This is a genomic window from Prevotella sp. P4-67 (genome assembly GCF_002251325.1).
GTDB lineage: Bacteria > Bacteroidota > Bacteroidia > Bacteroidales > Bacteroidaceae > Prevotella.
Genome location: NZ_NPJL01000025.1, coordinates 76,151 through 96,674 on the forward strand (window position 1 = coordinate 76,151; position 20,524 = coordinate 96,674).

A 20,524-nucleotide genomic window follows, 5' to 3' on the forward strand; every position below is an offset into this window, starting at 1 on the left:
GTCGTGTCTCAGAGCTTGTCAAAGAAAGTGAACATGCCATCGAACGCACGACCGATGTCAACCTTGCGGTCGAAGATGCCAAAGAACGCACTGCCGCTGCCACTCATCTGTGCATAGATGGCTCCCTCCTGATACAGGCGTTGCTTGATGTCGGCAAGTTCGGGATGCAGGGCAAACAGCGGTTTCTCAAAATCGTTTGTGAGTTCGTCGCGCCAAGTCTCGATGGGCTGTCTGACAATGTCGCGACAACACTTGGCTGGCATTTGTGGGACAATGTGGGCAAAGGCTTCCTTCGTAGAGATGGCAATGTCTGGTTTGACGATACCTATATAGTAGGTGTCAAGCGCATCCCATGGTCCGTCGGTCGGTTCGAGTATCTCTCCGATACCCGTGGCATACGACGGCTCGGCTGTGATGAAGAATGCGCAGTCGGCACCCAATCTGGCTGCATAGCGCTCCATCTCTGCGTTGCCCATATTCAACCTGAACCGCTCGTCCAGCAGACGTATCATGTAAGCAGCATCGCTCGAGCCACCTCCAAGTCCTGCCTGAGATGGTATCTGTTTGAAGAGGTGGGCGTGGATGCGTGGAAGGTCGTAGTCCTGGGCAATCAGGTTGTATGCCTTGACCACCAGATTGTCTTGCTCATTACAGGCAACGGGGATACCATAGATTTTGAGGTCGCATGCAGTGCCTACGGGAAATTCGTCATCCATGCGTTTGATTTCCAAGGTATCGGTGAGCTTAGTGGGATAGAACACCGTCTGGAGCTCATGATACCCGTCGCTCCGCTTGTTTACAATATTGAGACCAAGATTAATCTTGGCGCAGGGGAATGTAATCATATCGCAATCATAATTATTAGCGTTGCAAATTTAGTTAAAAATAATTATTCGTACGCTTGATATGAGGAAAAAAGTGTTGATGGATACCCTAAAAAGTCATTTCTCCACCTCTTGCCCAGCATCCTCTGTGTATGTAATGGCGCTTATGAGGAGAGGGGATGTCAAAGAAAAGCCGCAATGTACGACCAGGGTACATTGCGGACATAATCTTGCGGCAGCCGAGGACAGCCCCCGAACTATAGAGTGGATCAACGCTCGCAGTCGGGGCTATAAATCGCTACTTTTATCACGCCCTCTTCCTTGTTTTCGAATATCCGGTACGCCTTTTCTATCTCGCTGAGGGGGAAGCGATGAGTGATAAGCGGCGTGGTGTCAATCTTGCCTTGCTCGATGAGACGGAGTATCTCTTCGCAGTCGCATCCGTCTACGCCACCGGTCTTGAAGGTGAGGTTTTTGCCATACATATCGGGTAGGGGCAGAGTCTGAGGTTCGTCGTAGAGTGCCACGACAGTGACAATGGCATTGGGACGAGCGCATTTCCAAGCCAGCGCGAAGGTATTCTTGCCTCCAGCCACTTCCAGCACTCTGTCGGCGCCACCGTTGTCGCTATGGGATCTGACGAAGTCCTCGCAGTCTTCGGGAACGGTAAGCAGCACATCGGGGTAATGCTCCTTAACAAAGGCGAGGCGCTCTTCCGACTTTTCGCACACGATGATGCGCTTGGGATGCTTGAGCATGACGCAGAGCAGTGTGCAGATACCGGTTGGGCCGGCTCCGATGATGAGCACGGTGTCGTCTTCGGATATTTCGCTGATACGTGCAGCCCAGAAGCCAGTGGCAAGTATGTCGCCAGTGAATAATGCCTGTTCGTCTGATACGCCATCCGGAATACGGTTTAGCCCTTGGTCGGCCAGCGGAACGCGTACATATTCGGTCTGTCCGCCATCTATCCTGCATCCCAAGGCCCAACCGCCATTGGGTGAGGTGCAGTTGTTCACGTAGCCATGCTTGCAGTAGAAACACTCACCGCAGAACGTCTCTACGTTGACCGTGACGCGGTCGCCGACCTTTACTTTGTTCACATCGCTGCCCACAGCCTCGACCACTCCCACCATCTCGTGGCCTACGGTGATGCCCGGAACGGCTCTCGGCACGCTGCCGTGCTTGATGTGGAGGTCGCTGGTGCAGATGCTGCTCAGCGTTACTCTCACCAGAGCGTCGGTAGACTCCTGTATCGATGGTTTCGGTTTCTCGGTCAGGGCAAATCTGCCTTTTTCGATATATGTATATGCTTTCATTATTTAGTAGATGTTTGAGTTATCTGTTCTTCTATGTTGGTGGCATGGGTCTACAGCTCTCTGCTATACCTATTCATATATAGTAGCCACAATCCGCCGCGGCCCACCATAGTCTCTGAACTCGCAGAGATAGATGCCCTGCCACGTACCGAGGTTGAGCCTTCCGTCGGTGATGGGGATGCTGAGGCTGACGCCAAAGAGCGAACTCTTGGCATGGGCCGGCATGTCGTCGGCACCCTCCAGCACATGGTCGTAGTAAGGCTCGTTCTCCCTGACGATGTGGTTCATGATTTTCTCCATATCCGAGCGCACGTCGGGGTCGGCATTCTCATTGATACTTAGTGCGCAGGAGGTGTGCTTGACAAAGAGATTGAGCAGCCCAGCCTTGGGGAGCGGCTTGGGCAGCCTGTCGATGATTTCGCGGGTCACGAGGTGACATCCGCGGTGCTTGGCGGCGAGCGCAAATTCCACTTGTTGTATCATTACTATTCGCCCTCCACTTTGCAAGATACGAACTGCATGTCTCTTTCAGCCTTCTCGCGAGGGAAGGAGAAGTAGGTGCAAGTGGCTTCGGTGCAGATGTTGCCGGCCGAGTCGGTGAGCGTCGCGTCAATGACGACGATGTTGCGCCTCTGCTCGCGTATGTGAGCCCTGATGGTAAGCTCCGTGTCGTCTGTCGATATCGGCCGCTTGTAGCGGGTTTCCATTTTCGATGTCACACCGGTGGTCTGCAGCTTGCGCATGACTACCCAGCCGCATACTTCGTCGAGCAGCAGCGCCTGTATGCCTCCATGCAGGGTGTTGAGCCACCCCTGATAGTTGGCTGATGGCTTCCACTTGCTTATGATGTCCTCTCCGTCCTCATAGAAACAGAGGTGTACGCCGAAGGGATTGTCTGGGGCACAGCCGATGCAGTTGTAGCCTTCCATACCCGTCCATGGGTTTATAATCTTCTTGATGTCCATAATGCTTTTTGTTAGAGTTGGTGACAGCGCCATTGTCTCAGCCGCTCGCATGACATGCAATATGCCCTCAAGGGTTTCGTTTGCCTTTCCGCTGCGCACGTTTGCGTTCGTCGAGATGGCTGCTCTCCTGTTTCCGCTCGCTTATGCTGCCACGGCGACGGACTTGGTCATGACGAAGGCTAACTCGCCATGCCCATTCAGGCAGACGATGACAGAAACCACCACCGACCGCCATCGCCGGACGATGCTACTCGGCGGCATTGATAGCGTCAAGTATCTGCTCGGCGTGTATCTTGGTCTTGATTTCCTTGGGAGTGAAAATCTTTTCGATGATGCCTTCTTCGTTTACGAGATACGTAGTACGCAGGATGCCGATGGTGTGGCGGCCACAAGCTACCTTCTCGCCCCAACAGCCGAGCTGCTGCAGCAGGGTGGTCTCAGTGTCGGCAATGAGAGGGAACTGCAGGCCGTGGGCATCGGCAAACTTCTTCTGGAGAGCTTGCTTGTCCTTGCTTACGCCGATAATCTCGTAGCCGGCGGCAGCCAGCTCTTCCTTGTGCGCTTGCAGCGAACAGGCTTCGGCTGTGCATCCGCTGGTGTTGGCTTTGGGATAGCTGTAAAGCACTATTTTGCGACCGCGATAGTCGCTCGCTTTGATTTCGTGTCCGTCTTGGTCTATGCCAAGAATCTCTGGAATTTTATCTCCTATAGTCATGGTTGTGGTGTATTGGGTTATAGTTCTCTGACGAAATGGGGGAAGGCCTCGTCGCCCATGTGGGGCGCGTATTCGAATCCTTCGTAACTGAATGTGGTCAATTCTGCAGGGCTGACCAGTTGGTTGTTAGCTATGTATCTTACCATTGCTCCACGGCACGACTTGGCCCACACGGCCTGCATCTTGAGACGGCCGTCTCGCTGTCGCACATAGAACAAGGGATGGATGACTCTCACCTCCTGGCAGACTCTCTTCCAGTCGAACAGATGCTCATATTCTTCGGTCGAGAGGTGTATCAGAATACCGTCGTCCATCTTCACGCTGTCTATGAGCACCTCTGTCAGCCTGTCCTTCCAAAACAGATTGACCGGTTTGTCATTGGTGGCATCTAATGATACACAATGCTCCATGCGATAGGGCACGATACCATCCATGGGACGAAGTATGCCATAGAGAAAGCATGTTATCCAGAGGTGTTTCTGCGCATATCCTAAGGCTGCATCGCTCAGTGAGGCAGCTCTGAGGTGCTTGTATGCCTGCCCGTTGTAGGCAAGTATCGCTGGCAGCTTGGTCGCCGTGGCATAGGCGTGATATCGCTTCAGGTTTTCGGCAGCTATCTTGTGGCTGCAGTCCAGTTGGCGTGCCAGTTCGTCCACGTCCATTCTCGCCATTTCGGCAGCCAGAGTGTCGGCGGTCGATTGGAAGAGTGGGGTAGTGAGAGGTGGCCTCTCCGCCTTGTCAAACATGATTTTTGCATTGGCCAATAGTATCTGCATATTCTCTCGCGTGTTCTTTGGATTTTATTTGGGTATGCCCGAAGTCAGCCATACAGGGCTGCAAGTCATCGGTGCATGCACCGAAACTTCGTTCGGCAATACCTTTTTACAAAATTCTAAAAAATCCTTGAAATATGCAAGCAATATGGCCAAAAACTTGACCTATACCATGAAAGATGTCTTCTGCGCCGTAAGGCAATTCCAGTCACAGCGCCGCCAATTCTATAGTATGGTCATCGTAAAATCAGTTTCACAAGGCGAAACTATGAATTCAGACCCGGAACCGATTATTTCGCAGCCTGAAAGAAATAATTCCAACCCCCATTTCCCCACGAAAACCATCGCGGTGAGCTTGGATCAGTTTGACAACAATTTATGGGTGGTAAAAGACAATATGAGTTGGCATTTGCTTGGCGTCATAAGTATGGCTGCGCGAATGACTCTCGTCGCTCCAACTCCAGTAGTTTCTTCTTGGCATCCAGTCCGCCGGCATAACCGGTCAGAGTATGGTTGCATCCGATTACTCTATGGCAAGGAACGAGGATGGAGATGGCATTGGCTCCGATGGCCTGTGCCACCGCTCTCACGGCATTCGGTTGACCGATGCCTACGGCAATGTCCTTGTAGCTTCTGGTCTCTCCGTAAGGAATGTATGGCAGTGACAGCCACACTCGCTTCTGAAACTCGGTTCCGCAGAGATGCAATGGGATGTCAAAGGTCATGCGGCTTCCTGTGAAGTATTCATCCAGTTGCCCCATGGCCCGTTGTATAACATCCGAACTGCGTCTTGCAAATTCTACACGCATCATCCGCATGACTCGTCTCATATTGCGCTCAGAACAAGGCATGTCGTTCCAGTCGCATAGGCACAATTCATCATCAACAGAAGCCAATACCATCTCTCCGCAAGGCGACTTATAATACTGTAAACAGGCTACGCCTTTTTTCATATTAGTCATTTTATAGTTGTAGTTGGCTGCTAATAGTCTCAATGTACTCAAATAACGGAAAATATCAGCTAATCTTGATTTTATCATGTTAAAAAATGTTGGTATTCTAATCTGGCGATTAGCGATAAGCTGTAACGTTTACTTTGCTAAAAATCAAAAGTTGACGTACGATAATTGTAGTAATCAGCAACGAAAACATGCGTATAGCCATCATATTGACTCCACACGCAAGCTGCAGCAACGCAGAACAGATGGTCACCAGTGTTTCGCGGAAAGCCAAGCAGTCGCGTTTTATTAGTCATAGAAACGGATTTGGTGGAAACCAGACACTTTTCGTGTAGATTTAACTACTGTTTATTTTAACTCCAGTATACGATAGAGTGAAGGCGGGCTTCTGGTTTACTACACAGATCGGTACTGCGTTTCTACTGCTCTGGGCTGTGGTCCTTGTCATCTTCATCGAAGGCTTGTCTGTTTATAATGTAGGCTTGATGACATTCGGTCTTTCTTCTTCTTGCAAGGCATAGTTGAATAAACCATATTCGGCTCTTGTTACGTGTGTCGGCAGGGTAATCTATAGCCTTAGCCATATTACCTCAAGAAATATGGCTCCACATAGGTATGTGCATATACGCTATCAGGGCAATCTGTATCAAAAGAATGACAGGAATGCCATATTTGAATTTCTTGTGCATCGTCTTATGGCGCCAAACTCGCATGGCGATCCATGCTCCGATGCTTCCACCGAGGACAGCCAGCATCAAAAGTGTGGCTTCCGAAATGCGCCACATCGCTTTCTTGGCCTCGTATTTGTCAATGCCGTATACTATGAACGTAACAGCATTGATGGCAAGAAGATAGTAGGAGAGGCAACTATGCAAAGTGTTCATTATAGTATTCAGAAAACTCTATGAGTATTTTGGTGGCAAGAGGAGCGTACCAGGTCTTCACTTCCTGTTCTGTAGGAGTGTGGCCGCCAGGAAAGTGGAAGGCGTTGCTGTAGTGCTCCAGAAAAAGAGGCGAGAAGTTAGCCAGTGTGTCCTTCTCACCAAAAAGTCCCCACACACGATTCTTGTAATATGGGTTGCAATGGGCAAACTGTATGGCTTCCAGCTCAGCAAACTCCGCAATTAGCGCCTCGTCAATCACCAGTCGCTGATTGCCGTCTCTTCGTGGCGCCTTGTATTCATGCTCGCCGATGCGCTCTTTCAGAAACTCCGTCATCTTGAAATGTGGGTTGCCGAGTAGGGCAGGGATGTCCACCACAGGTGCAAGCATCTGCGCAAGAAAAGCTCCGCAGCTGTTGCCCAAAAGCAAGTCGGGCTGCTCCCGGTCGATAATGGTGCTGATCGCTTTCAATGCCTCCCTGGGATGGAGTGGCAAGTCGGGAGTCAGCACCACCGCCTTCCCCACGAAAGCCTCTTGCAGGGCTTTCGCCATCGGGCAACTGCCTGTGGCAAAGAAACCGTGTAAGAATAGTATTTTCTTCATGCCCAAATCTTTAATTCCGACCATCTATGAAATGCTTGAAAATGCAAATGCTGTGTGACTCTACTTGCCGATGCAGAATGTAAAATCTGCAAATATAAGTCGCTGATAATCAGCGTATATTCCTCCAATTACGGGGGATAGATACTATGCCGAGGGACGGAGGAGGGACGGAAAATATACAAAAATCTGCAAATGAAGCTGCCGTCAAAAATAAAATATACAAACATCTGCAAAGACGTTTTTCCAGTTCTTTGTATATTCACATTCGTTAACACGTATTTTTGCACATTTTTGTATTCTCTGTGAAGCGAGTGAAGTGCGACTTCCAATTTCTGTCCCTTTAGGTACATTTATCTTTGCAGTTCTTTGTATATCTTTGTAATCTGACAAAAAATGGGCGCATTTTATAATTCAAAATTGGCTTGTTAAAAAGTGTTGACACTGTTATTTGTCCCTTTGTGGCATTTTTCGAAATCTGTCCCTCGGGGGACACTTTTGTCCCTCCGTATCCCTCCAGGCTCTTATTCTGTCCCTTCTGCGCAACAAATATATATTATAGCCGGAAGATAAAAGGTTTAGTTTAGGTTATGGATATTTAATATGGGAATAAACTAAACCGACCCTTGTCCAATTGAACCAAGCCATCTCTCTTTCTTTTGGACGGCAAATAAACTTATATCCTCAGAATCCTTCGTGCGCGTATGCGTATAATAAAGGACTGCCGTTTCTGCTTTCGTGAGTCGATGAAATTAGGTTGCAAAGGTAACTGTTGTTCTTTCATCTACCCAAGGTGATCCATTGGTATGACTCAAAATCTCCACACCATACGGGTTGTATTTGGAGCCATAACCTTGTGCTGATGGTCACAACACCTTGTGAAGCAACATAATTTCTAATCACTCCCGAAAGTAGAGAAATCTACAGAAGGGAAATAAAAACTTCAAGATTATGGCAAATCAAGCAACAACCACCTACAAGGTGACAGGTACACGCAAGGCTGTGAACGACCTGTGGAGCACACTCCAAAAGATGGAGGTGAACAGTAAAAACATCTGGCTTTACCAGTTGGCAGAGCACTACGGCATTGACTACGAAACAAAGCAAATTAGTGTTCGTGGTCACATCTATTGGGCAGAGTATGAGGAAGACCCAGCCAATGACTACTATCTGCTATCCTTTGAGACAGAAACAGCATGGGATGCTTGCAACGAGTTATTCGAGGAGATTAACCATCTGCTATGGGATGAACTCTCTATCTCATACAGAGTCTGTGAATGTGGCTGTGAGGTCTATTATGTGCATGATGAAGGCGACTTCTTCCCTGAAGAGGTAGCAGTCAGTTCCAGCGGTGAACCATTCGAGGATGCTTGTGATGACATCTACACCACCCTCAAAGATGCTATCAATGATTGGTGTGAGAAGATGAACATCGCCCAAGGTGAACGCACTGACGAGGAAATGATGAACTTCATCAATGAGTATGAGTATGACGATGATGACACCTACTTCTACATCCGTCAATTTACCTTTGAATAACTAACCTGCGGTGGTATGCGGTCGCTACCGATGGCATACCATCGCATAATACATACAACTATGTACACAGACGAAGATAACAGCACCGATTTGATTGGAGCGTTTTGTGAACTCCTATTCCCAAGGAAAGGTCACAGCAACGGCATCATCGTTGATGACTATGGTACAGAATGGCTTGTTCAGTTGACCAACGGCAAAGAAGTCCCTGTTTATAAAGACGAAGTTTTCATTGTATAGATTTTTGAGAGTCCATTTGTCGCATTTGACATTTGGGCTCTCTTTCTTTTGGACGGCAAAATTGTTGGAGCCAAGACTGTTCGTATATAAATGCTAACAGTCTTGGCTCCAGTAAACTATAATGCTTTTAATACAAAATCGAGGCTTTTCTGTTTATGCAACAGCTCAACGCTTCTTTAATATATGGTAGAAAGCTCAATCAGAACCAGCTTTTTTTTGACCGAACCACCATAAAGCAATCAGTCCCAATGCAACAATCACATCGACAATGTTCCACACCGCTCTACCAAGAGCAACCTTCACAAATGGTTGAAATAGCAACGCTAAAGCCCACAAAACAACAGCCAATGACCGTTGCTCTTGCCGCCAAGTATTATAGGCAAACACTGCAAACAGAACCAATGCAATGAATCGTACCAGCTGATAGTAGCCATATGGCATAGGAGCAAGACAAAGCATAAGCAACGCCGCTAAAATAAGATATAAATATTTCATAGTTGTCTATCAATAATTATATTTCATATTCACTCATCCGCTTGTGAGTCAGATCTATGAGACGTTATTTCTTTTTAAGACAATTTACTCCACATGGAAATGTCATTGTACCTTTGTTTTAACAAACCAGTTAAAACAAGCATACAAACGGAACCTATAACGGCAATGATGATTGGGGCAATGATAGAATGCATAAGCCACCAATAACTACCTGCTGAAAATAAGAATACACATATCCAGAGAATGAAATACCCAATTTTTTTATAATTCATCAACTTAATTAATGCATAAATTGAAATAACAGCACAAATGATACTAGGGTAATTTAATGAGAAGACTTCATAGCTTATATAGCATAATCCGAATGCCATAATTGAATAGGACAAGAAGAATGTCATCCCCAATAAATATACTAGATTTATTGTCATTGTTCGTTCATTCCATTTCTGGTCAAGGAAAACAATATACAAACATGCAAGAAAACAGAGAAAAGATGTAATCGTCATCGAAAAGAGTGATAGAGAAACATTGATCATGTACTCACCACTAACAACCATCATGAAAAAAGCAAAAAATAATGACAAGAAGCCAGAAAGCCAAAGACTTGGCTTAACCCAACGACGTTTCGTTATCTTTTTTTTATCACTTAACTCTTTCCTTTTTGGCGGTTCACCTATGAATTTATTGATTGCATTCTGTAATTCATCTAAAGCCCCAGGAGATACTCCATTCTTACAAACAATATATTGTAATGGTAGTAGAACTATCATTACGGACTTTTCATAATCGGAATCATCAAGTCGTACAGGAAGTATTTGTTTGCCGAATTTTTGAGCCAGAAATATTTCTCCTTTTGTCCACTCTGATTTGTTGGAATTTTCAGAAGAAAAAAACACAAACAATTTTGAAGCCTCGATAGCGTCTGCTATTACACCCGCAAATTTAGCTCCGCCATAGAGACCTTTGACATCATACCACACTTTATATCCATAATCCTCTAAGAATTTTGCATACTTGTGGACTATTTGACGGTCTTTATTTGAATAACTTATGAATATATCGTATGACTCTGCCATTCTTTTTATGAGTCCATTTAGTCAAAGTAACTCGAATTAAATCCAATGTTTTGCATGAACGCCGCGATAGCAAGAAGTCTTCTGCCATCATTTCTGGCGGCATCAACCATATATGTACGGAACTCGTCCTTTTCGCGATTGCTTAACTGTTTCGCGATTTCGGTTGCTTCGCTTTGATCCATCCTAATAATATCTTGTAAGATGGGTATAATTTCTTCTTGCGAATCAACGTAAAAGAAATCAACGAATAGAGCATATATATCGGGCTCATTGGTTCTAATTCTTCCACCATATGAAATCCCCATAATGCCCAATCCGACACGAGCTAAGGCTTTTTTCTGGTTATCGCTTAGTGTATCAAACATGGTGAAAAGTATTATTGTTTATTGCGCATCTTCCAAACTAAATTGAATAGAAGCAAACTCGGATTCCAAAACGAATTCATATTCTTGCTGAGCTATATCCGGCAAAAAGAAATCTTCTTTGTCGGGAAATTCCCTATAAATCACTTCGTCAGATACAGACAAACATTTTCTAATACGCTTAAAGAATTTGATTTCGGAATACAATACCTCTTTGTCAGCCTCAATCATTTGAATGGCTATTTTGACCAGTTGTAGTTCCTCCGTCTCAGTCATATCAATTGACTTGATTTCAGAAAGGTATGAATTAAGGAATGACATTCCAGTAGCGTTAATTGCTTTGATATAATCATTCAATAATTTTTCCACATCAAGTCCTTGAAACACTAAAGACTCTTTGGTGTAATCTCTAATGAGTTGTACTTCTTCTTCTGCAATGTTTCCATCACATGCCATACAACAAAAGGCAGTTTTTAGATACAATTCCTTATCCATGATAAATATAAATTATTAGTTAAAACCAATTTTTCTTCTAGGCTCACTTTTCTTAAGACCCATGAATTTGTCTCTTATTTCTTCATGTCTTTTTATTACATCAATCGATATACTAGGCTTAGATGAAGCTATCACTTCTTCAAGGGTCTCTTGGGTGATTTTACCCAATTTACGCCTGAACGTAAGTCTAGCAGCATTATCAACAATCATCTTTATGTCTGCAGATATATAATTCTCTGTTAAACTTGCAAGTTTATCATAATTGATACCAAAATCGACCTTACGTTTTGAAAGATTTATCTCAAAAATAGATGCTCTGGTCTCTGCGTCTGGTTGCGGTATATAATATTTGAACTCTAGACGGCCGGCACGCAAAGCAGCTTCATCAATATCATCAGGCTTATTTGTGGCTCCAATTACAATAACTCCATCTTCGCCACAATTGTTTAATTGAGCAAGAAATTCATTTACTTCTCCGGCTTCACTTACATTATTATGTTTGCTACGATCTTTAATCATAGCATCTATCTCATCAAAAAACAGAATTGTAGGTGCATTCTTCCGTGCTTCATCAAAAATGGCCGCAATCTTGTCTTGTCCTCCATGTATATATGGTGAAGCTACATCCGAACATTTGATATATTTATAATTAAAACCAGCTTCCTCCGCAAATTTCTCAGCGAAGAATGTTTTTCCACATCCAGGAGGCCCGTAGAACAACAATCCGTTTGGAATGGATATACCAAGTTGCTTTGCTTGTTCTGGATCTTGAATTAAATCGATGACATCTGATTGAAGTTGCTCTTTTAGCTGTGTCATACCAGCGACATCTTTAAATCCATTTCCGACTTTCCTGTTGATGTTTTTATTCTCTTCATGGGTATCGCTATTCTCTACGAAGGTAGATTGTGGCTTATGTGTAATACGATCAACTTTGATTTCACCTTTAATTGCTTTTATAAACTCGTCAGCAGATTGAAATCTATCTTCAACGTCCAAAGCCAATGCTTTGGACATGGTATTAATCAATTGCTCGTCCATTTCAAAGATGGATTTATTGGGTATTCTTAATGGACGAGTTCGTGCTTCTGATATTTCTGTAAGTAATGCGTTTCTATCTCCTTTAACCTTTGAAATATCAGTATAGTATGGGAGCATACCATATAGTAGGTGATATAACATAGCACCAACTGAGAATATATCAGATTGAATTGAAAAAATACCATTTAATGCTTCAGGAGCCAAATAGAATGGATTAAGTCCTTTCAGCATAAAAGAACTTATGCTTTGGCTTTGATAACGAGCGTAACCGAAATCGATAATTTTCGGTACTGGTACCCCGCCAGAAATGTCTAACATGACATTCTGAGTGGTTATTTCATTGTGAATAACTGGGTTATCTAAACCATGTAAAAAGCTCAATCCATTAAGTACCCCTAATGTTATTTGTTTTGCATCATATACAGAACAGCACTGTTCTCTTGTTGTTTGCTGTGCTGCGGTTTCTCCTGCTATAAAATCAAAAACAATATAAACATATCTTTTTCCATTGATTTGTATTTCACCTGAATCATGATAATTTGCTATGTTTGGATGATGTAACTGCTTTGCGATCTCAACCTCTAAAACATGCTCATCGTCATCAAACTGTGTATGGTGAAGTTTGGCAAAATCAATTAATTTCAAGAAATAGTTTTTGCCTTCAGAATCTTTAACACGATAGGTTTCAGCATAAGCACCTTCCTTTATGGGGAAGGTAATTATGTAAGAGTCTATATATTGTTTCTTTGTAAGCATATTACCAATTTGATTTAAATACGTCTATAGCTTGATATTCACGACCATCTTTTGTGTATGATCGGTGACATCCAACAGTGTGACCGATAACTTCTTCTAAATTCACATCTACAGTATTGGTTACATCTACAGAACCAGAAACTTGCGCATCAAGATTACCTCCCACAACATATACTTTTTGTGCACCACTATCTTCATGGATGAATCCTTGAATCACCATTATCCATATTCCCACTGCACACACTTGCAACCAAAACAGCTTAGAATTAAACAGCTTGGATATAAAAACTGTTGTGCGATACCGAATATTAATAAACTTGGGGCTATTCCATTTCATATTAAAGAATAATATTTAGTCCTGTAATAAGTAATGATGTGATTGAACCAATTAAAAGTATTGCAAATCCCAGACATCCGCTTTTCTTGGATTTGTTGCCAGCTGCAACTCCTTTTAATGCATTAATATCAAATTTTGTAATAGGATTAGCTTTCAATTCACCTGTATAGTATTTCTTGACGGTATCTTTGAAATCTTCCCAATCTTGTATTCTTGGAGCTTTAGCATAATAGCTATCAGCCCCAAACATATTGCTGTATGCAATGGTATCATTGTCTATGCCGGAATCATGAATAGGTTCCCACCATACAGCAAAGCCTTTTTTGCAATCCACATACATCATGGCTAGAGGTGCCCTGAATGAATAGTGACAATGTGGGCACTCAACGACATTAACATTATCGTTAGAAAGACTATTCTGTTCAGCAGTTCCTCCATCTCCCCAGAGTGTTCTAAACACTTTGGTTTCGTACTTTTGTCCACATTGAGGACATGTAACAGTAATATCTATGAGTTTACTCATTATATCAAAGTTAAAAGTGTTACAGACATTATAAGAACGGCAATGACAACCATACATCCAGACCCAGATGGAGTCGAATTAAGTGTTTTGTGAATACCTAAATTCTTTAGTTTGTCATTTAATTCAGTTTTTAGATCATCAGCAAGATTTAACTTAGTTATTTCTAACATGCTTGCTTTTAGCAAATCTAACATCTTGCTAACCGATTCGTTATCAGGAATACCGCTTTTGTTAACAATAGATGCAGTGTACAACTTACCCCAATAGGCTTGAATATTATTAACGATGTTAAATAACTTCGCGGCCTGTAGATTATAAATGTTGTCTGTTGGAGCCACATGTGGTTCCATTTCTTTCAAAATTGCTACACACTCTTTGGTTAAATCGAATGTCACAATTGGCAAATTGACAAGTGGATTATCAATGGTCTTGGTACGAAGTAATTTATTAATTACTTGTTCTGACCTATCAAAAATCTCTTTTACCTGTGGGGTAGAAGATTCCCTGGCAATTGTTATTTCATTTTCGTAATTAGATAAATCCATAATCTATGAGTTTAGGGATTGGTGGGAGTTGCCTCCCACCAATTATTATTGATTAACTAAAATTGAGGTTTCTCACTAAGTGGAACATCCATCAAATCAATTACAGCACATACAAGAGGGTGCAGGGATTCAACGCTTGGGTCATTATTGATAATATCTAGACCTTGGTTAAGCAACTGACGTGCTCTACCAGCATCTTTCCATTTGTATTGGCCAAAATTGGTACTATGATGTCTAACGAATCCGACAAGTTGATAGATCAATGTTACCCCAACAAATACAGAATTGATTTCATCAAGAACCTGACGCCCCATCTGGACATCCTGCTTGCGAATTGCCATATCTGTCTGACGGCGGAGTTCTGCTACTTGGTCATCATGCTTGTTGCCAAGATCATTATTGGCTTTCTCCAGTCTGTCAAATTCTTCGCGAAGTTCTGTTTCCAGAGTTTCCCATTCATGAGCATTCTCTGTCTCTTCCATCTTTAAGAAAGTACGACGAAGGTCAGCAAGCAAATGCATTTTACCATCTTCTGAACCCTTTTCACCATCAAAACGGCCAATAATATCTTTGAGCATAGATTGAGCTTCTGATATTTCATGTTCTTCAACGCCATTGGTAGACTGCAGGTTGCGAAGTTTGCGTTTGGCTTCGTTAAGTCGTTCATCAAGATCGTCCTCATTTACACCAGAACGCTGATTAACATCAATTTCTTTCTCGACAGTTTCGCCAATTACAGGGAAGGTTACTTCAACAGTCATCATTTGTGAACGATCGACCTTAACAGTAATATCAAGATCGCTATTAGCTGGTATTAATGCCGGAACATCATCACCTGTTATGATAATATTGGTTACATGGTCATTATAGATAGCATTACTACCTTCCGCATTGTGCTCACCTTGATAGATAGGAATAACAAGACGATCAGTTGTCATGCCCGGACGTAATTGTGAAGGAGTCTTAAGACCGTTACGAACACCGATAGCAGGAATTGGTTGATTCTTTTCAAGACCCTTTAACGGTACAAATACATCCTTATTGCGATTGCTGTCATGTGCCTCAATGCCGATGTTATAAGGAAGGACAGCATTACCTACAACTATACCTTGCATGATGTTCACTTCATTAGGGAAGCAAGGAATTGTACTTCCCTTATCATCATATGCTACAATTGCGAATGAATTTGACTTTCCTTCCATGAGCTGACACTCAATAACATCACCGATTTCGTTGATTTCGACCTTACCACTTGACCATCCCTTATCATTACGAGTCAGCTCAATGAATATTTTTGAAGGAATAGTGCCTGTACATTCATTCTTTAGAAGCTTAACAGATACAAATTCAACAGTTTCAACAGAACTTGATTCATAAGCTAAATCAAGAGCCACTGTACAACTATTACCGCCAACACCAACGCCAGGTCCCTTACTTTCTGTATCTATTCCAGAAGCAAACAAAGCAGCACCTTTGGCAACAGCTGTCATTGGATCGATACTAGTATCGACATTAGGAGTTATCTGTTCTTTGAGCATACTCCTAAGAACGGGTGAATAAGTTGGGCCACCAACGAGAATCAGGGAGTCAAGATCTTTTCCCTTTAGATTGTTTCTTGAAAGTAGATTCTTGCAAATATCAATTGCTTTCTGGAAAATCGGAGAAAGAACTTCGGCAATTTGTTCTTTTGTAATTACCATATCTAGTTCAATCTCTGTACCTTCGTCATCTTCACCAAATTCGTCAAGTTGTGAAGTAACATCGCACTTATCTTTGAAAGACAACTGGTTCTTTGCTTGTTCAGCATAGAATTTCATTGCGTCACGAAGAATCTGCTTCTTAGTGTCGTCTTCTAAAATATCATCGATAACGTAGTTCTCTTTAAGATATGGGATAATGATTTCGTCAACAATAGCATAGTCCAGATTCTTGCCTCCAAGATAGTTGTCTCCTTCAGTGTCTTTTACCTGCATGATACCATCTTCAACTTTCAAAAGGGCAGCATCAAATGTTCCTCCACCGAAGTCAAAAACGAGCCACATACCATCTTTCTTGGCAGAACTCAATCCATATGCCATAGATGCGGCAATTGGTTCCTGAAGAAGTTCGCAATGGTCAATACCCGCCATAGTCGCTGCACGTTTTGTAGCAGCAATCTGGTCGGTTTTAAACTTTGCAGGAATTGTAATAACACATGCATTGATTGAATCATCTGAAACAAAGGACTTCAGTGCTTTCAAAACTTCTGCAGAGAGCTCTTCGGAAGAGAATGAACGTTCCATATTCTTGCTCTCATATTGAGTGTCCAATCCCATTGTGCGCTTGAATTCAAGGAACACATTCTCGCTCATTTTTGACATTTTCTTTGATGCGCGAGATTTATCTTGACGAAGGTCGTTATAAGCACTGTCGCCAACTTTAATAACTTTCTTCTTTGTGAATGAGACACAAGAAGGGAGCGTATCTTTAAGGGTATCGGTTTTTTTGATGGTCGGTTCACCGTTCTCCATCTTGCAGATTGCGGAATTGGTGGTACCCAAGTCAATTCCGTACTTCATCTTAATTTGTGCCATGAGCGTAAAAAACCTTATGATATTATTGAATATTTTGACTAACTGTAATCTGAGCAGCTTGAATCATCTGGCCCTTATAATTAATTTGCGGTTTGATGATTGCCGTAATGATTCGCTTTCCTTCCTCTATTTCATCATCATCATTGAAATTAGCGACCGCTTTCATTCCATCGTTATAGGGTTTACCAAGCATTTCAACGAGTTCATACCCGTTAGCAAGAAGATTGTCCTTCATTTGAGAAATGGATTTTGAAAGTTGTTTGTAACCTTTAACTTTAGGATCCATCTTAAAGAGTGTCATTTCCATGAAAGTAATGCGGTCTGCAAGAGTCTTAATAAGAGAATGGTCAGGCTCAGAAGATGTACCTCCTTGTTGGCCAGAGGTCTTTTCTATGGCTGCTAATGACGCAGAAATTTTCTGCATTTCTGCCATTTCCAAGGAGAATTGATTGAGGATTTGCTCATTCAATTTATCAGACTTCTCCATTAAAGCATTAACATCGGCATTCCCCTTATTAATCCTTTTGTGAAGAAGATAATAAACTATTGCACCTAAAATAGCAAGTAATATAAGAATGATGCCTCCCCAAATTGTTTTTGATTTAACATCTGAGGAGTCAGCTTTTGAACCAAGAGTTGAATTTGTCTCATCAATTTTCACCCCAATTTCATCAGCAGCAGTCTTTATATTTCTTGCATTCTGATCAATAGCAGAACGAAGAGAATCAATTACACCTGCCTGGTTCTTTATTAAATCTTTTTGAATGGCTAATTCAGTTTTCAGAGACTCACGAGCTTTTATCTCTTTTTGAAGAGTTTGCTCTAATCTCACAAACTTAACACTGTCATTGCTTTCTGCATAGGATGTGGCTACAATCGCAGAAGCAATCAAAGCCAAAATAATTCTACTTACTTTCATGATTGTATAGTATTATAAATTTATCCAATATTGTTCTTATTATACTGTTAATCGTTTTCTTACCACGCATCTTCTCAACCCATGTGGGGGAGTTTCTGTAATAAAAACGAATAAAGGCTCTTCCTAATGCTGAATGTTGCAATGTATCATCACGGAAACTGCGAAGAGCTACAACCTGTGGATGATTGTAATCTCCATATACCATGGTTGCAACATAGCAAGCACTTGCTTTTTGTTCCGCTTCAGTCTTGTGGCGACCATTGGGGAACTTCGCAAGATATTCTTTATACAAATCTTTGCTGTCCGAAGATGTGCATCGAGACCACATTTCTTCGTCATCTACAAACAATTTTGCTTGCGAGAAATATTTTCCATGAGGGAATTTAGACATATATGTTCTATAATCACTAACGCTCCGGCAAGACTCATAAGAGAGCTTGTCAATATTTGCCTTAGCTTGTGATACATATTTTCCATTAGGATAATCTCTTAAATATCCTTCATAATGTGAAATATTTCTACACTGCTTGTAGTAGCATTCTTCCCACTTGGAATCGATGTCGTATCTACTTCGAGGATACTTGTCCTTGAATTTTTGACAATCTTGTGTAGACGTACAAGCATCAAACTCCATTTTTTCAATTTTGTCCTTTACCTGAGATGCATATTTACCACCAGGGAACAGACTTGTATAGTTATTTAAGTCGGAAACCGTTCTACAATCTTCAAAAATCTTTTTCTCACCACGCATATCTAAAGAAACTGTTTGATATACGTTTATTACTTGTTCTACTTGTCCTTTCAGAGCTGAACGGTTCTGATTATATCTGCCTCTTTTGAATTCAGGTTCCATATCCAGCTTATCCATATAAAGGGTTGCCTTCCAAGCTTGATCAAAGACGTTTCTAATTGTACGCATAGTACCTGCTCTGTCAAGTAGAAGTTGAAGCTGAACACCATCATTCATAACACTATTAAATTCCTCAATAATGTTATGGAGAGAAGCGTTAACTATCAAAGTTGACATTCTCAGATAGTACGTGTTACTGCCGCCAAGAACCTCCTTAATAGACATCAAATAAGGAACCACTTTTTTAATCAAGCTGATTGCATAACTAATCTTATCAGGCTGTGTCATATAGACGGCCAAAGCGTCCTTGATTTTCTTGTCATAATATCTAGCTTCCTTTGGAGGAAGTTCTTCTTTCTTTTTCTTTAGAATATCAACATTCTCTTTACAGCGGTCTTTAGTTAATCTTCCGACTGCTATTGATAGAGCATAGTTCTGAAGTGTAAATGCTTTATCTATTTCCACATCCTCATCTTCACTTGCATTATTGTAGTAGTTGATGCCACATTGAAGTATTTGCTTGGCAAGATTATCAGCTACCATTTGATATTGCATATTCGATGTGCCCAAAATAGAACGAATAGCTTGTAAGTCGGCTTTAGTTGAATTCATCAACGTTACACCAGCCTGGTACTGGGCTGGAGCATCATCGTTTTTTATGTTTTTTGCTTGGGCTACTGCACTATTGATAGCAGCAATCGGTTCTCCAATTGCCTTTTCTTGTAAAAATTCATCGTCATCAGATGATGTGCCATATTGTTCAAACAAGTCTTTTAATTCACTGACTTTAATCTCTTCAAGTAGCGCATCTATAAAGAGTTTAGCCAAATCTTCTTCTGAAATATTGAATGTCGAACCACAAACTGCTTCTACAAAATCACTGCGATAATCATCATCATGGATAACCTTTGTGACACATTGTATTGCCTCTCCATCATCTCCATTGATAAAAGCGAGAACACCCTGATTAATCAATGAAGAGAAAGTCTCTTTCTTTCCAAACAATTCAGAAGACTTAGAAGTATTACCATTCTGGAGATATTCCAGTGCCATCTTATCGATAGCTGAGGAATTAATAAACCAGAAAAGAGCGTATTTCAACTGATCCTTTGGTAAATTAATGCTATTATTCGCCGCATTCATTCCATCTGTTGTTCTCACCAATGATGGCAATAAATTTGTAATGTCAAGAGGGAAGGAAACCTCTTTATTTACTTTCAAAAAAGCATTCAATTTACGGCTATTTGCCAAACGTTCAGCAGTGGGAGCGTTAGAACAAACTCCCAGAAAACGATATGGGTTGTTTTGAACGATTTTAAGCATATCTATTTAATCGTTTAGTATCTTATTTAAAACATTGCCGAAAAAAACCACTAAGTTCTTGAACTTATTTAACTTCTTTTGTTAGTGGCTGAACAGGCTGATTCCTGCTCACAAGAAGTTCGCGAATATCGATGTGTAACAAATCCGATATTTTAGATAACGTCAACAAATCAGGCTGAGTGGTATTTGTACACCACTTTGACACGGTCACAGGATCCTTGCCTAACTGCTCTGCCAACCATTTGTTCGTTTGACCAGCATCTGCAAGAACAGCTTTCAGTCTATTTAAATTCTCCATGCATTAAAAAATTAAATTCAAATGCAAATATAATAAATTCTGCTTGGATTATTCGTGAAAATACAAGAAAATTTGACTATTCCTAAAATTAGTTGACAGAATTGGATGCGATTAACTA

24 protein-coding genes are annotated in these 20,524 nt (G+C 42.0%); 2 read left to right on the forward strand and 22 right to left on the reverse strand.

Annotation, left to right across the window (positions count from 1 at the left end; all coding sequences use genetic code 11):
• Nucleotides 1-8: 8 nt before the first annotated feature.
• The 10 genes from ispE to CIK92_RS04215 all read right to left on the reverse strand — a co-directional run bounded on the left by ispE (nucleotide 9) and on the right by CIK92_RS04215 (nucleotide 7,040).
• Nucleotides 9-845 (reverse strand): 4-(cytidine 5'-diphospho)-2-C-methyl-D-erythritol kinase, encoded by an 837-nt coding sequence (ispE, locus tag CIK92_RS04175; protein ID WP_094388268.1) that lies wholly within the window; start codon nucleotides 843-845, stop codon nucleotides 9-11.
• A gap of 248 nt (nucleotides 846-1,093) precedes the next feature.
• The gene (locus CIK92_RS04180) at nucleotides 1,094-2,143 is read right to left on the reverse strand and encodes an alcohol dehydrogenase (protein ID WP_094388269.1); all 1,050 of its coding nucleotides are present in this window, start codon (nucleotides 2,141-2,143) and stop codon (nucleotides 1,094-1,096) included.
• 69 nt (nucleotides 2,144-2,212) lie between these two features.
• Complete coding sequence (locus CIK92_RS04185) at nucleotides 2,213-2,626, reverse strand: secondary thiamine-phosphate synthase enzyme YjbQ (protein ID WP_022311077.1); 414 nt, start codon at nucleotides 2,624-2,626, stop codon at nucleotides 2,213-2,215.
• 2 nt (nucleotides 2,627-2,628) lie between these two features.
• The gene (locus CIK92_RS04190; protein WP_094388291.1) at nucleotides 2,629-3,102 is read right to left on the reverse strand and encodes a PaaI family thioesterase; all 474 of its coding nucleotides are present in this window, start codon (nucleotides 3,100-3,102) and stop codon (nucleotides 2,629-2,631) included.
• Between the two features lie 253 nt (nucleotides 3,103-3,355).
• Nucleotides 3,356-3,823: a peroxiredoxin gene (locus CIK92_RS04195; protein WP_094386092.1), complete on the reverse strand. Its 468-nt coding sequence runs from the start codon at nucleotides 3,821-3,823 to the stop codon at nucleotides 3,356-3,358.
• A 17-nt stretch (nucleotides 3,824-3,840) separates the two neighbouring features.
• Complete coding sequence (locus CIK92_RS04200) at nucleotides 3,841-4,599, reverse strand: YaaA family protein (RefSeq protein WP_094388270.1); 759 nt, start codon at nucleotides 4,597-4,599, stop codon at nucleotides 3,841-3,843.
• Nucleotides 4,600-5,015: 416 nt separating this feature from the next.
• Complete coding sequence (locus CIK92_RS04205) at nucleotides 5,016-5,549, reverse strand: methylated-DNA--[protein]-cysteine S-methyltransferase (protein WP_094388292.1); 534 nt, start codon at nucleotides 5,547-5,549, stop codon at nucleotides 5,016-5,018.
• A gap of 425 nt (nucleotides 5,550-5,974) precedes the next feature.
• Nucleotides 5,975-6,139 (reverse strand): hypothetical protein, encoded by a 165-nt coding sequence (locus CIK92_RS13685; RefSeq protein ID WP_158214728.1) that lies wholly within the window; start codon nucleotides 6,137-6,139, stop codon nucleotides 5,975-5,977.
• Between the two features lie 6 nt (nucleotides 6,140-6,145).
• A complete protein-coding gene (locus tag CIK92_RS04210; protein WP_094388271.1) occupies nucleotides 6,146-6,439 on the reverse strand; it encodes a DUF1294 domain-containing protein in 294 nt (97 codons plus the stop codon).
• Nucleotides 6,423-7,040: a YqiA/YcfP family alpha/beta fold hydrolase gene (locus tag CIK92_RS04215; RefSeq protein WP_094386646.1), complete on the reverse strand. Its 618-nt coding sequence runs from the start codon at nucleotides 7,038-7,040 to the stop codon at nucleotides 6,423-6,425. Before CIK92_RS04215 ends, CIK92_RS04210 begins: the two co-directional genes overlap by 17 nt.
• Before the next feature lie 948 nt (nucleotides 7,041-7,988).
• Between CIK92_RS04215 and CIK92_RS04220 the strand changes: the two genes are divergently transcribed.
• The gene (locus CIK92_RS04220; RefSeq protein ID WP_094388272.1) at nucleotides 7,989-8,576 is read left to right on the forward strand and encodes a hypothetical protein; all 588 of its coding nucleotides are present in this window, start codon (nucleotides 7,989-7,991) and stop codon (nucleotides 8,574-8,576) included.
• Between the two features lie 60 nt (nucleotides 8,577-8,636).
• Nucleotides 8,637-8,813, forward strand: a complete 177-nt coding sequence (locus tag CIK92_RS04225) for a hypothetical protein (protein WP_027455083.1) — start codon at nucleotides 8,637-8,639, stop codon at nucleotides 8,811-8,813.
• 195 nt (nucleotides 8,814-9,008) lie between these two features.
• Here CIK92_RS04225 and CIK92_RS04230 read toward each other — a convergent pair whose 3' ends face one another.
• From CIK92_RS04230 to CIK92_RS04280, 12 genes are all read right to left on the reverse strand, one after another.
• On the reverse strand, nucleotides 9,009-9,308 hold the full coding sequence (locus tag CIK92_RS04230; RefSeq protein WP_094388273.1) for a DUF6804 family protein: 300 nt from the start codon (nucleotides 9,306-9,308) through the stop codon (nucleotides 9,009-9,011).
• A 74-nt stretch (nucleotides 9,309-9,382) separates the two neighbouring features.
• Entirely contained in the window at nucleotides 9,383-10,384 is a 1,002-nt protein-coding gene (locus CIK92_RS04235; RefSeq protein WP_094388274.1) for a toll/interleukin-1 receptor domain-containing protein, read from the reverse strand.
• A gap of 17 nt (nucleotides 10,385-10,401) precedes the next feature.
• Nucleotides 10,402-10,749, reverse strand: coding sequence for a hypothetical protein (locus CIK92_RS04240; RefSeq protein WP_094388275.1), 348 nt, complete (start codon nucleotides 10,747-10,749; stop codon nucleotides 10,402-10,404).
• An 18-nt stretch (nucleotides 10,750-10,767) separates the two neighbouring features.
• Nucleotides 10,768-11,241, reverse strand: a complete 474-nt coding sequence (locus CIK92_RS04245; RefSeq protein ID WP_094388276.1) for a TerB family tellurite resistance protein — start codon at nucleotides 11,239-11,241, stop codon at nucleotides 10,768-10,770.
• 15 nt (nucleotides 11,242-11,256) lie between these two features.
• A complete protein-coding gene (locus CIK92_RS04250; RefSeq protein ID WP_094388277.1) occupies nucleotides 11,257-13,038 on the reverse strand; it encodes an AAA family ATPase in 1,782 nt (593 codons plus the stop codon).
• 1 nt (nucleotide 13,039) lies between these two features.
• Nucleotides 13,040-13,375 carry a hypothetical protein gene (locus CIK92_RS04255; RefSeq protein WP_094388278.1) on the reverse strand — a complete coding sequence of 112 codons (336 nt, stop codon included), beginning with the start codon at nucleotides 13,373-13,375 and terminating at the stop codon, nucleotides 13,040-13,042.
• Between the two features lies 1 nt (nucleotide 13,376).
• Nucleotides 13,377-13,898, reverse strand: coding sequence for a CpXC domain-containing protein (locus tag CIK92_RS04260; RefSeq protein ID WP_158214729.1), 522 nt, complete (start codon nucleotides 13,896-13,898; stop codon nucleotides 13,377-13,379).
• Nucleotides 13,898-14,443, reverse strand: a complete 546-nt coding sequence (locus CIK92_RS13335; RefSeq protein WP_144289325.1) for a hypothetical protein — start codon at nucleotides 14,441-14,443, stop codon at nucleotides 13,898-13,900. Before CIK92_RS13335 ends, CIK92_RS04260 begins: the two co-directional genes overlap by 1 nt.
• Before the next feature lie 56 nt (nucleotides 14,444-14,499).
• Complete coding sequence (locus tag CIK92_RS04265) at nucleotides 14,500-17,016, reverse strand: Hsp70 family protein (RefSeq protein ID WP_094388280.1); 2,517 nt, start codon at nucleotides 17,014-17,016, stop codon at nucleotides 14,500-14,502.
• 22 nt (nucleotides 17,017-17,038) lie between these two features.
• Complete coding sequence (locus tag CIK92_RS04270; RefSeq protein WP_094388281.1) at nucleotides 17,039-17,935, reverse strand: hypothetical protein; 897 nt, start codon at nucleotides 17,933-17,935, stop codon at nucleotides 17,039-17,041.
• Nucleotides 17,922-20,108, reverse strand: a complete 2,187-nt coding sequence (locus tag CIK92_RS04275) for a CFI-box-CTERM domain-containing protein (RefSeq protein WP_144289326.1) — start codon at nucleotides 20,106-20,108, stop codon at nucleotides 17,922-17,924. The genes CIK92_RS04270 and CIK92_RS04275 overlap by 14 nt, the downstream gene beginning before the upstream one ends.
• 64 nt (nucleotides 20,109-20,172) lie before the next feature.
• The gene (locus CIK92_RS04280; RefSeq protein ID WP_094388283.1) at nucleotides 20,173-20,406 is read right to left on the reverse strand and encodes a helix-turn-helix transcriptional regulator; all 234 of its coding nucleotides are present in this window, start codon (nucleotides 20,404-20,406) and stop codon (nucleotides 20,173-20,175) included.
• Nucleotides 20,407-20,524 lie beyond the last annotated feature (118 nt).

Excerpts from the sequence above, each read along its gene's own strand:
- ispE (WP_094388268.1), bottom strand. The coding sequence starts at position 845 with ATGATTACATTCCCCTGCGCCAAGATTAATCTTGGTCTCAATATTGTA.
- CIK92_RS04180 (WP_094388269.1), bottom strand. The coding sequence starts at position 2,143 with ATGAAAGCATATACATATATCGAAAAAGGCAGATTTGCCCTGACCGAG.
- CIK92_RS04185 (WP_022311077.1), bottom strand. The coding sequence starts at position 2,626 with ATGATACAACAAGTGGAATTTGCGCTCGCCGCCAAGCACCGCGGATGT.
- CIK92_RS04195 (WP_094386092.1), bottom strand. The coding sequence starts at position 3,823 with ATGACTATAGGAGATAAAATTCCAGAGATTCTTGGCATAGACCAAGAC.
- CIK92_RS04200 (WP_094388270.1), bottom strand. The coding sequence starts at position 4,599 with ATGCAGATACTATTGGCCAATGCAAAAATCATGTTTGACAAGGCGGAG.
- CIK92_RS04205 (WP_094388292.1), bottom strand. The coding sequence starts at position 5,549 with ATGAAAAAAGGCGTAGCCTGTTTACAGTATTATAAGTCGCCTTGCGGA.
- CIK92_RS13685 (WP_158214728.1), bottom strand. The coding sequence starts at position 6,139 with ATGGCTAAGGCTATAGATTACCCTGCCGACACACGTAACAAGAGCCGA.
- CIK92_RS04210 (WP_094388271.1), bottom strand. The coding sequence starts at position 6,439 with ATGAACACTTTGCATAGTTGCCTCTCCTACTATCTTCTTGCCATCAAT.
- CIK92_RS04215 (WP_094386646.1), bottom strand. The coding sequence starts at position 7,040 with ATGAAGAAAATACTATTCTTACACGGTTTCTTTGCCACAGGCAGTTGC.
- CIK92_RS04220 (WP_094388272.1), top strand. The coding sequence starts at position 7,989 with ATGGCAAATCAAGCAACAACCACCTACAAGGTGACAGGTACACGCAAG.
- CIK92_RS04225 (WP_027455083.1), top strand. The coding sequence starts at position 8,637 with ATGTACACAGACGAAGATAACAGCACCGATTTGATTGGAGCGTTTTGT.
- CIK92_RS04230 (WP_094388273.1), bottom strand. The coding sequence starts at position 9,308 with ATGAAATATTTATATCTTATTTTAGCGGCGTTGCTTATGCTTTGTCTT.
- CIK92_RS04235 (WP_094388274.1), bottom strand. The coding sequence starts at position 10,384 with ATGGCAGAGTCATACGATATATTCATAAGTTATTCAAATAAAGACCGT.
- CIK92_RS04240 (WP_094388275.1), bottom strand. The coding sequence starts at position 10,749 with ATGTTTGATACACTAAGCGATAACCAGAAAAAAGCCTTAGCTCGTGTC.
- CIK92_RS04245 (WP_094388276.1), bottom strand. The coding sequence starts at position 11,241 with ATGGATAAGGAATTGTATCTAAAAACTGCCTTTTGTTGTATGGCATGT.
- CIK92_RS04250 (WP_094388277.1), bottom strand. The coding sequence starts at position 13,038 with ATGCTTACAAAGAAACAATATATAGACTCTTACATAATTACCTTCCCC.
- CIK92_RS04255 (WP_094388278.1), bottom strand. The coding sequence starts at position 13,375 with ATGAAATGGAATAGCCCCAAGTTTATTAATATTCGGTATCGCACAACA.
- CIK92_RS04260 (WP_158214729.1), bottom strand. The coding sequence starts at position 13,898 with ATGAGTAAACTCATAGATATTACTGTTACATGTCCTCAATGTGGACAA.
- CIK92_RS13335 (WP_144289325.1), bottom strand. The coding sequence starts at position 14,443 with ATGGATTTATCTAATTACGAAAATGAAATAACAATTGCCAGGGAATCT.
- CIK92_RS04265 (WP_094388280.1), bottom strand. The coding sequence starts at position 17,016 with ATGGCACAAATTAAGATGAAGTACGGAATTGACTTGGGTACCACCAAT.
- CIK92_RS04270 (WP_094388281.1), bottom strand. The coding sequence starts at position 17,935 with ATGAAAGTAAGTAGAATTATTTTGGCTTTGATTGCTTCTGCGATTGTA.
- CIK92_RS04275 (WP_144289326.1), bottom strand. The coding sequence starts at position 20,108 with ATGCTTAAAATCGTTCAAAACAACCCATATCGTTTTCTGGGAGTTTGT.
- CIK92_RS04280 (WP_094388283.1), bottom strand. The coding sequence starts at position 20,406 with ATGGAGAATTTAAATAGACTGAAAGCTGTTCTTGCAGATGCTGGTCAA.